Annotated in this window: 10 protein-coding genes; 6 read left to right on the top strand and 4 right to left on the bottom strand. The window is 71.0% G+C overall.

Translation table 11 applies throughout. The features are described 5' to 3' along the window. Positions 1 to 3: 3 nt before the first annotated feature. The gene (locus tag OG293_RS02905; protein ID WP_405997162.1) at positions 4 to 918 is read left to right on the top strand and encodes a LysR family transcriptional regulator; all 915 of its coding nucleotides are present in this window, start codon (positions 4 to 6) and stop codon (positions 916 to 918) included. Positions 919 to 1,191: 273 nt separating this feature from the next. On the opposite strand, the gene OG293_RS02900 is transcribed toward OG293_RS02905, so the two are convergent. The 4 genes from OG293_RS02900 to OG293_RS02885 all read right to left on the bottom strand — a co-directional run bounded on the left by OG293_RS02900 (position 1,192) and on the right by OG293_RS02885 (position 4,732). Further along, a complete protein-coding gene (locus OG293_RS02900) occupies positions 1,192 to 1,344 on the bottom strand; it encodes a hypothetical protein (RefSeq protein WP_405997161.1) in 153 nt (50 codons plus the stop codon). An 83-nt stretch (positions 1,345 to 1,427) separates the two neighbouring features. Continuing rightward, positions 1,428 to 2,306, bottom strand: a complete 879-nt coding sequence (locus OG293_RS02895; protein ID WP_405997160.1) for a hypothetical protein — start codon at positions 2,304 to 2,306, stop codon at positions 1,428 to 1,430. Positions 2,307 to 2,876: 570 nt separating this feature from the next. Beyond that, a complete protein-coding gene (locus tag OG293_RS02890) occupies positions 2,877 to 3,830 on the bottom strand; it encodes a hypothetical protein (RefSeq protein WP_405997159.1) in 954 nt (317 codons plus the stop codon). Continuing rightward, a complete protein-coding gene (locus tag OG293_RS02885) occupies positions 3,827 to 4,732 on the bottom strand; it encodes a hypothetical protein (protein ID WP_405997158.1) in 906 nt (301 codons plus the stop codon). Before OG293_RS02885 ends, OG293_RS02890 begins: the two co-directional genes overlap by 4 nt. Positions 4,733 to 5,576: 844 nt before the next feature. Here OG293_RS02885 and OG293_RS02880 point away from each other — a divergent pair. From OG293_RS02880 to fxsT, 5 genes are all read left to right on the top strand, one after another. Beyond that, the gene (locus OG293_RS02880; protein WP_405997157.1) at positions 5,577 to 5,756 is read left to right on the top strand and encodes a hypothetical protein; all 180 of its coding nucleotides are present in this window, start codon (positions 5,577 to 5,579) and stop codon (positions 5,754 to 5,756) included. A gap of 25 nt (positions 5,757 to 5,781) precedes the next feature. After that, positions 5,782 to 8,061, top strand: a complete 2,280-nt coding sequence (locus tag OG293_RS02875; RefSeq protein WP_405997156.1) for an FxsB family cyclophane-forming radical SAM/SPASM peptide maturase — start codon at positions 5,782 to 5,784, stop codon at positions 8,059 to 8,061. 192 nt (positions 8,062 to 8,253) lie between these two features. Continuing rightward, a complete protein-coding gene (locus tag OG293_RS02870; protein WP_405997155.1) occupies positions 8,254 to 8,910 on the top strand; it encodes a TIR-like protein FxsC in 657 nt (218 codons plus the stop codon). A gap of 1 nt (position 8,911) precedes the next feature. Continuing rightward, entirely contained in the window at positions 8,912 to 10,135 is a 1,224-nt protein-coding gene (gene fsxC, locus OG293_RS02865) for an FxsC protein (RefSeq protein ID WP_405997154.1), read from the top strand. Next, a complete protein-coding gene (gene fxsT, locus OG293_RS02860; RefSeq protein WP_405997153.1) occupies positions 10,132 to 14,115 on the top strand; it encodes an FxSxx-COOH system tetratricopeptide repeat protein in 3,984 nt (1,327 codons plus the stop codon). Before fsxC ends, fxsT begins: the two co-directional genes overlap by 4 nt. Positions 14,116 to 14,122 lie beyond the last annotated feature (7 nt).

The raw sequence follows: 14,122 nt of genomic DNA, 5'->3' as shown, positions 1-14,122 counted from the left end.
CGGGTGATCGACCCCCGGCGGCTGCGTATCCTGCGGGCCGTGGCGGACCACCGAACGGTGACCGCCGCGGCCTCGGCGCTGTACCTCACCCCCTCGGCCGTCTCCCAGCAGCTCAACGCGCTGGAACAGGAGACCGGCCATGCCCTGCTGATCCGCAGCGGCAAGGGGGTGCGGCTGACGGCCGCGGGCGAGATCCTGCTCGCCCACACCCATACCGTGCTCGCCCAGCTGGAGCGTGCCGAGGCCGAGCTCGCGGCCTACGCCGGCGGTGCGGCCGGCGATGTCACGGTTGCCGCCTTCGCCACAGGCATCGCCGAAGTGGTCGCCCCGGCGATCGGGCATCTCGCCAAGGAGCACCCGGACATCCGGGTGCGGGTGCGGGACGCCGAGGGGGACGAGAGCCTTCCGCTGGTCCTTGACGGTGAGGCGGACATTGCCGTCGCGGTCGAGTACCGGGGCGCGCCCCGTGAAGACGACCGGCGCCTGGCCCGAGTGCCGCTCTACGCCGAGCCTTTCGACGCGGTCCTGCACGTCGGCCATCTCCTCGCGGAGGGGGAGCGTGTCGAGCTGGCCGGGCTCGCCGGGAGTGACTGGATCGGTCCGTATCCGGGCAATCCCTGCCACGACATGGTGCTGCTCGCCTGTGAGCTCGCCGGTTTTCAGCCCCGACTGGTGCACTCGTCGGACGACTTCCGTGCAGTCGTCGCTCTGGCCGGGGCAGGCGCCGGGGTCGCGCTCGTGCCGCGCTCCGCGCTGCGCGGGATGGAGCTCTCGGAGACGGTCGTCCGTCCCGTGGCGGGCCCGGCCGCGACCCGCAGGGTGTTTGCCGCCGTACGCGCGGGCGCGGAGACGCATCCGCTGATCCGGCCCGTGCTGGACGCGCTCGCCGCATCCGCGGAGGAACTGCCGACGGGCTGACCGCAGCGTTCGCGCGATCAGCCCTGGGCGCGCTGGTCCTGCTCGCCCCTGTCCTGGTCGGGGGCGGGCGGCAGCCGCGCGACCGCAGAAGGCACCCTGGCGCTGCGGTCGGAGGCCACGGCCCGCCGATCGGGGCGATCGAAGGCCCTGTCCGGCCCGTGCCCGGGTGCAGCGGTGGGCGCCCCTGAGGTGCTGAAGCCGCGACGCCCGAGCGGGCCGGTGTGCCCGCCGCCCGTCACTGATCCACCGGGGCCGGGCTGTACCATCACCCGCTCACCCCGAGAAGCCGTAGCCGAGGGGTTCGGGGGTGTCGCGGAAGCGCTCCCAGATGCGAGTCCTGGTCGACGCGTCGTCGACCCAGGTCGTGGCGCGGTTCGCGAGGGCGACATCGTGGGTCGGATCCCGTGCCACGTTGCCGATGCGCACAGCTCGACGATCAAGGCTGGGGCGCCAACTCCCGGCGTCGCGTGCCCCGGTGGCGGGCCCGGTCGAGGCCCGCCACGGGTCGTTCAGTGTGCTGCCCAGAAGGAGGGAAGGAAGTCGGAGACCTGTGGGATTTCGGTGAAGTCGGCGACCTCGGGGATCTCGGTGAAGTCGGCGACTTCGGGAATCTCGGTGAAGTCGGCGACTTCGGGAATCTCGGTGAAGTCGGCGACCTCGGGGGTGTCGGGGACCTCCAAGACATCCGGCGTATCGGACGCGTCCGATACGCCGGACAGGTCCGGCATGAAGTCCGCAGTGAACAGCGAGGCCATGTCAGGCACTGTCGTCGGCAACGTCGGCGGCAGGGAAACCTGGGTGTCGGGCATCGTCACGGGCAGATCCGGCTGAGGCGCAGACGGGTCGGGCAGGCCTGTCAGGACTGCGTCGAGAATGTCCGAGACGGTGGAGTCGACGAGTCCGGTCGCGGTGTCCACCAGTGCGGTGACCTCCGCGAGCGAGCCGCCGGAGGCAGCGGCCGCGATCACGTCGTCGGTTGCCTTCTCCAAGGTGACGAGTGCGTCGTCGACCGCGTCGGCACGGGCGGCCCGGGACGTGCCCGACCTGCTCATGGCCGAGAGCTCCCGCTTGACCGCCGTGGAGTGCTCGGCCGCCTGGGTCGCGCTCAGCCGTCCGCCGTCCGCTGCCAGGACATCGTCGAGGAGTGCGGTGACGGAAGCCGGAGCACCGGACTTGCCTCGCAGGGCCTCCACCTGCTGCGCCAGTGCCGCTGCACCGGGAATCGGCGCCTTGGCGCCAGACTTCGGCGTCTCGGCCGATGTCGCGGCGGCGGCACGGTAGGGGTCGGGTGTGGAGGTCAGGGCGGCCGCGGGTCCCGTGGCGGCAAAGACTATGGCGGCGCACAAGGCCGGTGGTACGAGGACGCGGGACGCCAGGGTGAGGCGCATCGGCGGTTCCTTCCAAAGGGGAAATGATCTCTCGCCCACCGTGTAAAGCACTGTCACTCAGCGCAACAGATCCATTGCAGCCGTCTGGGTGGCGTCGCGGCGTGTCCTTCATGCTGGTGCCCGCTCTGACCAGCGACTTCAGGCAGGATCGCGCCCTTGCCCGGCACCTGCTGCATTCGTGTGAGCACGGCCGAGGGCACGCGCGAAGCGTCGCGTCCGCCCGTGCCGCCGTGTTCGTCAGCGCGGCCCGGATCCGTCCTGCACGGCACCCGGAGCCCCAGCCGCGGTGCCGCGATCCGGGAGCTGACGGTCGTACAGGGCACGCTCCGTGTAGCGCCGGACCAGATCTCCGCCGGATAGCCGTCGCCTCCGGGCTTCTCGGCTCTCTGTGCGTACCCGTCCCGCCGGTCTCGCCGCAGACACCGTTCGGCGTCACGCCCGGGGCGGCCCGCGGCCGTGGGACTCGCGATGGGGCCCGCGGTCCGCTGGGCCCGAGGACCGGCGCCGACCGCTGCCCGAGAGTGAGGACCGGGGCCGAACCGCTGCCGGAGCGGCCTGCCGGGCAGGAGCTCAGGAGCAGCGGTAGGTGAGAGCGGTGTCGGCCGTGTGCCGGGTGGGTGTGAGGATCCGTAGCTCGGCGCTAGCCCGGTACTCGCCCCGGCCCTTGAACGTCCACAGCAGATGCAGCCGTGCCTGCTTCTGTCCGCGTGTCAGCTTCTCCGTCAGTACGCCCGAGGTGGTGCCGTCGCTGCGCTCCCAGCGATACGTCACGGTCCCGGCCCGGCCGTTGGTCCGCAGCACGGCCACGATGTCGGCCGTGCTGTCGCAGCCGAGTGTCCGTGCCGCGGTGCTCACGCTCACGTCCCGCACGGCGAGCGAAGGCCCGAACCTTTGCCAGGCGAGGAACGCGATCACAGCCAGCAGGATCGTTCCGGCAAGGGCGTACCGGCGCAGTCCGCCCCGACGGCGCTCCTCCGGCGGTGGCGGGCTCTCGGGTTGACCGGCCAGGGTTCCGTGCCAGACGGCGGCCGTGGTGTTGTTGCCTTGGCTGCGGTGGATGACGGCCGCTGTGACTCCCGGGCCGAAGCGCAGGACGTCGCCCTCCACACGGTCGGGCGCCACCCCCGCCGGAGCCGCGTCCTTGACGAGGGCGACGGCCTGTGACGCGTCGTCGTCGGCGACGGTGACGGCCTCCCGTATGTCTTCCTCGACGAGGGTGACGGCCTCCGCTGGGTCTCCCTTGACGAGAGTGACGGCCTCCGGTGGGTCTTCGTCGATGACGGTGACGGCCTCCGGTGCGTCGTCCGCTACAACGGCCTCCGGTGCGTGGCCCTGGACAAGCGTGACGGCCTCCGGCTCGGGGTGCGGCTGAGGCCGCTCGAACCAGTGACTGCCCAGCGCGGTCGCGCTGTACCCGTCGTCTTCGGCCGCCTCGTCGGGCGCGGCCTCCGCGGGCGCGTGCTGCGGCGGATCCTCCTGCCGCAGGGTTTCGTCCCGGTCGAAGGGGACGCGGGGATCGTTCATGAGATCGTGCACCGCCGTATGAAGATCTGCTGCGAGGAGGAGCCGTTCGCGGCGGACGGGCTCGTCGAGGCCTGTACGCCCCAGTAGCAGCCCTTCCCCGTGAAGGTGTGGCCGAGCGTGATCGTGTACTGCGTCGCTCCGCTCCGCTGGAAGGTCTGGGTTCCCTCCGGCGCGCCCAGACTCCCCTTCGTGTCGCCCGTGAACCAGGTGATCACGACGGTCACCGGCCCCGGGCCGTCCGTCGTGACGTCGAACGACGCGGTCGCACCGCTGATGCTCGTCTGCCGCAGGATCGTGACCGAGACGGACTTCACGCCCACCGCGGGTGTGCTCGGCGTGGAGGTGCTCGGCTCCGGGGCCGGAGTGGACGTGGACGGCGTCGGCGGTGACACGGGGGTCGAGGTCTCCCCCGGTGAGGGAGTGGCGGGCGACGAACTCGCACTGGCGGAGGGAGAAGCGCTGTCGGACGGGCTCTCGCTCGGTGACGGGCTCGCGGATGCCGAGGCGGACGGTTCGGCGGTCGGCGTCGCGGAAGTGCCGGGCTGCGCGCTGGTCGTGGCGACGGCTTCCGCCGTCGTCTGCCCCGGGCTCTCCCCGCCCGCGTTCGCCGCGACGGCGACGATGACGGCGACCACCAGCGCGGCGACGCCGGTCAGTATGCCGCGCAGACCGGGCCTGGGCACGCGGGCCCAGCCGCTCGGCAGTGCGGTCGTGGCCAGATCCGTCGTCCCGGCGGCCTGGCCCTGGGCGGAGGGGAAGAGCAGCGGCAGAAGGGCCGCGAGCGCGGCGAGTTTGCGCTGGCCCCGCTCCTCCCAGTCCGCTCCGTAGGAGGCCGTGGCGATCTCTTCCAGCTGTGCCCTGCGTCGTGGCCGGCTGTGCACGACCGGCGCAGAGTAGCCCACCTGCTCTCCCCAGGACAGACACATCTTTGTCACGACTGGTTCCCGAGTGGGCGAGGGTGGCGGTGCGGGCGGATCGGCGGGGGTCGGCGGGGGTCGGCACACGGTGCGGACGAGCTGGGAGCCGAGTTCGTAACGGGGTTCGAAACGGGCCCCGACCATGGCGAGATCTCCCGCCGACACCGTCGCGGCCAGGTCCGGGCTCGGCCGCCGGCCGGGCCCGGACCAGAGCGACGCTCCTCGTGATCGTCGCGCCGATCCGGGCGTCGCCGTGCTGGGTGCGGTCCATTGCGGGCTGTATTCGGTCGGCCAGGTACCGCATGTGGGGACTGGTCGACGACCAGCTTCGGCGGCACACGCGGGTCGGCGCGGCCCAGTACGACGGCGAAGGGGCGCCGGCCCGGGACCAGCGTCTGACGCAGCGAACGCGACTCATGGAGGTGGCGCTCCCGGAGTCCGCGCCGGCGGAGGTCCGGCAGCCCGCGCAGTGCCTCGGCGGGCGTGTCCGGGCGGTCGCCCGTCGCGCGTGCGGTGGCACCTGGTGCCGCTGTGGCGGGTGCGGCTCCGAGCGCGCAGGCCGGTGCCCGCGGCGGCGCTCCCCGCGAGGGCGGCACGCAACGGGCGCGGCGGCGGGCGCCGGTGGAGGTGTTCGCAGGTCGTTTCGAATAACGCGGGGCACGGTAGCGGCGCGGACAGGGCTTTCGGCACTGGTCCCGGGTTCGTTGGCCGGAACCGGTTACCCGAGCGTCAGTTCTGTTCGGGTTGGCCGGTGAGCGTCTTGTAGGCAGGTCCTCGGGGCATCACGATAAGAAATGCCGCCCGGAGCCGTACACGCCGAGGAGACCCCATGGACAGCGACGAGCTGCAGCCCGCGACCATCCTGGGCGTGGTACCGGACCATAGAGGAACCCCCCTCGGTCAGGTGACGGTGGAAGAGCAGGCCGCCGCGCTGGCGCGAGTCGGATCGGCGCGCGGCGAGACGATGTCGGCATTCCAGTCCGCGGCATCGGAACAGCCCTCACCTTGAAGCACGGGCCTGGAGGACCGCTCAAGTGCCTGCGGGGACACGGCCGTTCCGCCAGTTCGTGCTCAAGGTGCACAGCCGCTGCGATCTGGCCTGCGATCACTGTTACGTCTACCGGCACGCCGACCAGAGCTGGCGCGGCCGGCCGGTGGCCATGTCCGGTGAAATCTTCCGGCTCACCGCCGGCCGGATCGCCGAGCACGCCCGCGCGCACGGCCTGGCGCGGGTGCATGTGGTGTTCCACGGCGGTGAGCCGCTGCTCGCAGGCCGCGAGCGCCTGCGCGGCTTCGCCCGGGAACTGCGCCGCGCGCTGGACGGGGTGAGCAGCCTCGATCTGCGTATGCAGACCAATGGGCTCCGGCTGGACGAGGAGTTCTGCGCCATGCTGGCCGACGAGGGCATCGTCACCGGCATCTCGCTCGACGGCGACCGCGTCTCCAACGACCGGCACCGGATCAGGTTCAACGGATCCGGCAGCTACGAGGACGTGGTGCGTGCCGTTCGCCTGCTCGGCGCGCCCGCGCACCGGCGGGCCTTCGGAGGCATCCTGTGCACCGTCGACGTCGACAACGATCCGGTCGCGGTCTACCGCGCCCTGGCCGAACTGGATCCGCCCGGCATCGACTTCCTGCTGCCGCACGCCACCTGGGACCGCCCCCCACCGCGTCGGCGCGGCGAGAGCGATTACGCCGACTGGCTCATCGCCGTCCATCGGCGGTGGACGGCCGACGGCAGGCCGGTGTGGATCCGCATGTTCGAGTCGATCACGCGCCTCTCCAACGGCGGTATGAGCCTCACCGAGGCGCTGGGTCTGGGAAGTTCGGATCTGCTCGTCGTGGAGACCGACGGCTCCGTCGAACAGGCGGACTGGCTGAAGACCGTCGCCCACGGCGCCCCGGAGACCGGCTTCCACGTGGCGCGTGACAGCTTCGACGCCGCCGCGGCACACCCCGGGGTGCGCGCCCAGCGCCAGGGTCTGGACGGACTCTCCGCACATTGCCGGGCCTGCCCGGTGGTCTCCGTCTGCGGCGGCGGACTGTACGGACACCGCTTCCGTACACCGGCGGACGGACAGGGGCCGGGCGGCTTCGACAACCCCTCGGTGTACTGCGCCGATCTGCTGAAGCTGATCCGCCACGTGGAACAGTCCGACGGGAGCGCCGCCGCACACGGGCTGCGTCCCGCGCACTTCGACGACCTGGCCGCCGGCTACGGCGACGCGGCGGCCGTCGAGGAGCTGGCGTGCTCGCAGCGCAGCCTGCGACGGGTGCTCCTCGCGGCCGCCCGTCGTGCGTCCGACCCGACGACGGCGTGGGACGCGGTCCTCGGGCTGTCCGAGGCCGCCTTGGGCGCTGTGCTGGACGACCCCTATCTGCGCGTGTGGGCGCTGGACGTGTGTGAGGCGAAGGAATCCGATCCGGGCAGGCCCGCGGAGATAGCCCTGGCCGCGGTGGCAAGGACCGGGGGATCGCTGAGGCTGACCGTTCCGCTGCGCCAGGGGACGTTGCAACTGCCGGGCCTGGGACGGCTGGTGGTCGAGACGGGCGTGCCCGCGGTGACACTCTCGGCCGAGGCCGGTGAGCTCGTCGTCGAGGGCAGCCGGCTCGGCGCTCTGCCCCGCGGCATGCTCTGGCAGCCGATGCGGTATCTGGAGGCGGACGGCGTGCGTGTGGCGCTGGAGGACACCGATCCCTACCGTGACCGGTACCGGGTCGACGCGGTGGAGCGCCTGGAGGACGTCGAATTCCGGGCCTGGCAGGAGACGTTCCGTGGTGCCTGGCGGATCGTCAGCTCCGAATTCCCGCGCTATGGCGACGGAATCGCCGCCGGGCTACGCGCGGTGACCCCGCTGGCAGCACCGCCGGGCCATGTGGTGGGGGAGACCTCCCGGCACGCGTTCGGCGCGTTCGGCATTGCGCTGCCGCCGTCCGCCGAGGCCCTCGCCCTGCTGCTCATCCATGAGTTCCAGCACGTCAAGCTGGGCGCCCTCCAGGACATGTACGACCTCCTCGACCCAGGCGGCGGGCGGCACACCGTGGCCTGGCGCCCGGATCCCCGGCCGCTCGACGCCGTACTGCAGGGGACGTACGCCCATCTGGCGGTCGCCGACGTCTGGCGCACCCGCACCCGCCGGGCCGGGCGCGGACCCGGTGCGGACGAGGCCGCACGGCTGGCGGAGTACTGGCGGGACGCGGTGCTCGACGCGCTGGGCACCCTCGCCTGGGCCGGAGCGCCCACCGGTGTGGGCGAGCGCCTGCTGGCCGGAATGCGCGCCACGGCACAGGCGCTCGGTCGGCCGTCGCGATGAGCGGTCGCGTGCGCCGGCGTGCGCCGGCGGCCGGACAGCGGTGCGCTCTGGACCGGTGCACGCGGCAACTGGCATGCTCGGACATCTGGACCCGGCCGCTGATGTCGCGGTCCCATGGAATCCTGGGCATCAGTACCGGTACCGCACCGGCTCGCCCGGGTGGCGGGCAGTGACGACGGGGGAGGCGAGGCCATGACGCATCCGTTTGCCTCCTCGCCGCCGCTGGCCGCGAACCAGGACCCGTACTTCTTCCTCAGCTACGCGCGCGTCCCCTCGACGGAGGAAGAGCGGCGAGGAGAACACCCCGACCAGGATCTCGTCGACTTCCATCGGGAGTTATGCCGGCACGTCATGCAGCTGACCGACCACGACGGCACCGAGCCACCGGGATTCCTGGACCGGCGGATGGGCGTCGGCGCCGACTGGGAGAGAAATCTCAAACAGGCCCTGGCGACCTGTCAGGTCTTTGTGCCCGTCTACACCAAGCGGTACTTCTCCAGGGAGTGGTGCGGCAAGGAATGGGACGCCTTCGCCCGCAGGCAGGAGCTCCAGCACCGGACCCGGCCCTACACGGTCAACGCGATCGTTCCCGTGCTGTGGCTGAGCCCGGCACATCTGGAGCTGCCCCCGGTCGCGGAGGCGGTCCAGTACACCCACCCGGACCTCGGCCAGCCCTATCTCAAGATGGGCCTCTACGGACTGCGTGAGGCCGGATACGCGCTGCAGTACCGCAGGGCCGTGTGGGGCATTGCCCAGACGATCGTCAAGGTCGCCCAGCAGGCGAGCCTCGAACCATGCGACGTCGGGCTGTTCGACAACCTCCGGAACGTCTTCGAGGGGGGACCGTAAGATGCCGCTCTTCTTCCTGAGTTACGCGCGGATCCCGGGCGACCGGCGCACCGGCCACGACCCCGACCAGCTGGTCTTCGACTTCTACCGGCAGCTGCGCGACAGGGTCGCCGTGCACGCCGGAGTGGACAGGGCCGCCGTCGGCTTCGTCGAGGAGCCGGGAACCCGGGGAGAGGATTCGGCGCGGGCGCTGTCCCGCTGCCGCGTGTTCGTCCCGCTGTACTCCAAGCGGTACTTCACCGACCCGCTCTGCGGCCGTCAGTGGACCGCGATCGCCCGCCGGACCACCTCACCTCCCGCTCCGAGGATCGTACCGGTGCTGTGGACTCCCTATCCGGCGGCGTCGGTACCCGAGGCGGTGCACGAGACCCCCGCCGTCCCGGAAGGCACCGGCGACGCGGAGGAGGGGTACGCGGCCATGGGACTGCACCAGTTACTGGACCTGGAGGAGGGACAGGCCCGCCAGGTCACCGAGTGGCTCGCTCAGCGCATCGCCGCCGTGGCGACGGGGCCGGCCACGCCCGGCCACCTCGACCTGGCGGGACTGGCCCGGATGCCGGACGCGTTCGCGGCGACACCGCCCAGCCCGCCGCTGCGCGTCACCGTGCTGGCACCGTCCGAGGAGCGGCTGCCGATCGGCCGCGAGGCCTCGCGCTACGGTCCGCGACCACTGGACTGGCGCCCGTACGGGCCGGTCGCCGGAGGCCCGGTCGCCGAACAGGTCGCGGAGCTCGCCCGCAATCTGGGCTTCGACCCGGAGGTGGTCTCGTTCGACAAGGCGCTGGTCGAGCTGTGGGGCACGGGCACACCGGCCGCTCCCTGGATCCTGATCGTGGACCCCTGGGCACTTCAGGATCCCAAAGTGGCGCGCCAGGCGAGGGCGTTCGACCAGGCGCACCGGCCCTGGACCTCCGTCCTCACCGCCCTCGCGGACGACGACCCGCAGACCAAGGAGCACTCCGAAAGACTGGGCGCACTGCTGGAATCCACCTTCCCCCGCTATCTGAGGGAGGGAAGAATGGGCGAGCAGGACGCCGTGCGGGGGCTCGCAACGGCCGACGCATTCGCGCTGTGGTTCGGCGAGTTGGCCGAGTCCGCCTACATGCGTTATTTGCGATACATTCAGCCGCAATCGTCCCCGCGGAATATGGCACAGGGGAGAATGCCGGGGGTCGGTGCCGACCGGCTCGGCACCGACGAGGGTGGCGCGGAGGACAGGCCATGACCGGTGAGGACGCGGGCAGAATCATCACGTTCTACTCGTACAAGGGCGGCACGGGGCGGACGATGGCTCTCGCCAACACCGCCTGGATCATGGCCTCGTCCGGCAAACGGGTCCTGGTGGTGGACTGGGACCTCGACGCCCCGGGACTCGACCGGTTCCTCCACCCCTTCCTCGACAGGGACAAGCTCCTCACCACCCCCGGCGTCATCGACCTCGTCACCCGTTTCAGCCAGTCCCTGCTGGAGGAGCAGCGGCTCTCCGAGGCCCAGTACCCGGGCTGGGGAGCGAGCGAGCAGGCCCCGGCCGTCAACGAGGAGTGGGTCGCCGAGCGTGCCCGTTTCAACCACTGCGTCATCCCCGTCATCTGGGACTTCCCGGAGAACGGCCGGCTCGACTTCCTTCCGGCCGGCACCAAGACGAAGGGTTATCTGAGCGCCTTCTCGCAGTTCGACTGGAAGCCCTTCATGCACGGCCCGCTGGCGACGGAGTTCATCGAGTCGCTCAAGCGCGAATTCGTCCGGAACTACGACTACGTACTGATCGACAGCCGGACCGGACTCAGCGACATCTCCGACATCTGCACGGTCAACCTGCCGCACACCCTCGTCACCTGCTTCACCCCGAGCAGCCAGAGCATCGACGGCGCCGCGGCGGTCGTCGAGCGCATCGAGGCGATGTACAGCAACCGCAACATCCGTATCCTGCCCGTCCCCATGCGGGTCGAGGACACCAACGGCCAGGCCGACCGGCTCGACGCGGCCCGCGCCCAGATCCGGCTGCGTTTCGCCAGGATCCTGGGCCGGCACTGCTCGATTGCCCCGCACGACTACTGGGGCAGGGTCGAGATCCCCTACCGGCCCGCGTACTCCTACGAGGAACTGCTCGCCCCCTTCCGTGACACGCCCGGCAGCCACTCCTCGCTGCTTGCCGCCTACGAACGGCTCACCGAGGTCGTGTCCGACGGCGAGGTGATCTCGATGCCCCGTATGGAGGAGGGCCTGCGCCAGCGCTACCTCGACCTGTACACGCGCCGTCGTCCCCTCGACGTGTCCGACGTGTACATCAGCTACGTACCCCAGGACCGCACCTGGGCCGACTGGATCCGTGCCGTGCTCGAAGGCGCGGAATTCAGGGTGCATCTGGCTCAGGAGGGCACCGACGAGGGCTCCCGGCTCAAGACCGAGACCGAACGGGGCGTCGAGTCCACGTCCCACACCCTCACCGTGATGTCCGCCGCCTACTTACGCTCCTCCCGCTTCAGGACCACCTGGGAGACCGTCTTCTCTCCCGACCGGCTCGGCAACCGCCGCCACCTGGTTCCCGTACGCATCGAGGAAGTGCCGCTCAACGCTCCGTTCACCGACCGGCTCGTCGACCTCACCCGGTGCGACACCGACGACGTCGCCCGCGAGACCCTGCTGCGTGCCTTCGACGCACCATCCGAACCGCAGCCCCGCGCACACTTCACCGGAGCCGACCGGCTGGCCCCCCGCTATCCCGGAGCCGAGCCGCCCGTCTGGTCAGTGCCCCTGCGCACCACGTCGTTCACGGGACGCACCGAACTGCTGGAGACCATCAGGGAACGGCTGCGGACCGGGAACCAGGCCATTCTGCTCCGGGGTATGGGCGGGGTCGGAAAGACCCTCCTTGCGCAGGAGTTCGCCCATCGCTACAAGGGCGACTACGACATCGTGTGGCACATCCAGGCCGAGCAGCGCAACCTCGCCGTCGAACAGTACGCGGCGATGGCCCGGCCGCTCCGCCTGGCCGAGCGGAAGAACCCCACCGACGCGGCGCGGGCGGTCCGGGACGCGCTCGATCTGGGGGAGCCGTACCACCGCTGGCTGCTGATCCTGGACAACGCGGACGAAGCGGGGAGCCTGACCGACTTCCTCGCGCGCGGCCGTTCGGGACATGTGCTCGTCACCAGCCAGCGCTCCGAAGGCTGGAGCAAGTACGCGGAGACGGTCGAGGTCGGCGTCTTCAGCCGTCAGGAGAGCATCAGCCACCTGCGACGCCGGCTGCCGGACTGCGGCCCGGAGGAGGCGAACCTCGTCGCCGACGCCCTGGGTGACCTTCCCATCGCCGTCGAGCAGGCCGCGGCAGGCATCAAACAGACCGGTCTGGGCCCCCGCGAGTACATCAGGCTGCTCCAGCGGCCCACCGCGGGAACCGAGGAACGAGGCGAGGGCGACCAGGTCGCCGACTTCAACAAGGCCACCGGCGGCACCTGGGACTTCGCCATCGGACGGCTGCGGGAGAACTATCCGCCGGCGGTACGACTGCTCCAGCTGTGCTCCTACTTCAGTCCCGAGCCCATCTCGATGGACCTGCTGGAAGGAATCGAGATCGCCCGGGCCCTGGGCGGCGGGCGCACCGTCGCCCGCGCCTACCAGGAACTGAGCCGCTTCGCCCTTGTCCGGGTCGACCGCAAGGCCAGAAGTGTTCAGGTGCACCGGCTCGTCCAGCTCTCCATGCGGCACAGCATGACCGAGCAGGAGCAGGAGGACGCGCGCGAAGTGGTCTACCGCGCCCTGGTCGCCGCCCGGCCCGGCAAGGACGACCCCGAGGATCCCAACACCTGGGACCAGTACCGGATCATCTGGCCGCACCTCGGCACGCCCTGGTCGCTGAGCACCCCCGACGACGGTGTCCGTGAACTGATCGTGGACCGTGTCCGCCAGCTTCGCCGCCGGGGCGAGTTCGCGCAGGCCATGGAGCTGAGCGAGCGATGTGTGACCGGCTGGTGCTCGGACGGCGACCCGGACGAGCGCTGGACGCTGCACATGCGCTTCCAGATCGCCAACATTCTGCGGGCGCAGGGCAAGTACGAGGAGTCGCTCGCCCTGGACGAAGAGGTGCTGGAGCGGCAGCTCTCCGTCTTCGGCGACAAGGACGACCAGCACGTCCTCATGACCACCAGCAGCATCGCCGCCGATCTGCGCGGCCTCGGCCGCTTCTCCGAGGCGCTGGCGTACGACCGCGAGACCCACCAGAGATACAGCGACGTCTACGGCGAGGACCATCCCCGCACCCTGACGGCGGCCAACAACCTGGCGGTCTCCCTGCGCGCGTCCGGTGACTACTACGCGGCCTGCGATCTGGACCGCAAGACCTTCGAGACACGGGAGGAGATCCTGCTCCCCGACCATCCGCTCACCATCGAGTCGGCCGTCAACCTGGGGCGCGATCTGCGGGACTGCGGCGACTACGGGGCCTCGGTGAGTCTGCTCAAGCGGGCCCATGAACGCTGTCTGCGCAATGTCGAACTCACCGAGGGCGCGCCGACCGTGCTCAACACGGTCAAGGGGCTGGCCGGTTCGCTGCGCGGTGCGGGCCGACCGGCCGAGGCGGAACAGTTCACCCGCAACGTTCTCTCGCACACCCCCGAGGTCGAAGGCGGCGACTCCCCGGATCGGCTGCTGCTGGAAATGAACCTCGCCAGCGATCTGATGGCGCTGAACCGGGAGGACGAGGCCCTGGAGCTGGTGCGCAGGGTCCACGACGGCCTGCGGCACAGCCTCGGCGAAGAGCATCCGTCCACGGTCGCGTGCTCCGCGAACTACGCGGTCCATCTGCTCGGTGCCGGCCGGGCGGTCGAGGCGGAGGCGCTGTCGGAGCAGGCGGTGCGGGCCTTCACCGGCCTCCTCGGCGACAGCCATCCGCATGTGCTCGTCTCGCGCGTCAATCTCGCCAACGCGCAGGCGGAGCGAGGGCGGCGCAAGGACGCCCGCAAGACCTACGAATCGGTCTTCGACCAGCTGCGTGAAGTCCTCAGGTCCAGCCATCCGTCCACGCTGGTGTGCGCGGGCAATCTGGCCGTGCTGCTGCGGGAGCTGGGTGACAGCAGTGTGGCCGAGTCGATGCGCGACGAGGTGCTGGCGGAGATGAGCAAGCGGCTGGGGGCGGACCATCCGAGGACGGCGGCGCTTCACTCGTGGGGCCGAACCGGTCTGGAGCTGGAGCCGCACCCGATCTGACGGCCGC

It is taken from the genome of Streptomyces sp. NBC_00829 (genome assembly GCF_045161795.1).
GTDB lineage: Bacteria > Actinomycetota > Actinomycetes > Streptomycetales > Streptomycetaceae > Streptomyces.
The sequence above is the reverse complement of the archived record's forward strand: the minus strand, read 5'-3'. Positions and strand labels throughout refer to the sequence as shown.

What these genes read in the sequence shown, in the direction of transcription:
- OG293_RS02880 (WP_405997157.1), top strand. Translation starts at nt 5,577, where the DNA reads ATGGACAGCGACGAGCTGCAGCCCGCGACCATCCTGGGCGTGGTACCG.
- OG293_RS02870 (WP_405997155.1), top strand. Translation starts at nt 8,254, where the DNA reads ATGACGCATCCGTTTGCCTCCTCGCCGCCGCTGGCCGCGAACCAGGAC.
- OG293_RS02895 (WP_405997160.1), bottom strand. Translation starts at nt 2,306, where the DNA reads ATGCGCCTCACCCTGGCGTCCCGCGTCCTCGTACCACCGGCCTTGTGC.
- OG293_RS02890 (WP_405997159.1), bottom strand. Translation starts at nt 3,830, where the DNA reads ATGAACGATCCCCGCGTCCCCTTCGACCGGGACGAAACCCTGCGGCAG.
- fsxC (WP_405997154.1), top strand. Translation starts at nt 8,912, where the DNA reads ATGCCGCTCTTCTTCCTGAGTTACGCGCGGATCCCGGGCGACCGGCGC.
- fxsT (WP_405997153.1), top strand. Translation starts at nt 10,132, where the DNA reads ATGACCGGTGAGGACGCGGGCAGAATCATCACGTTCTACTCGTACAAG.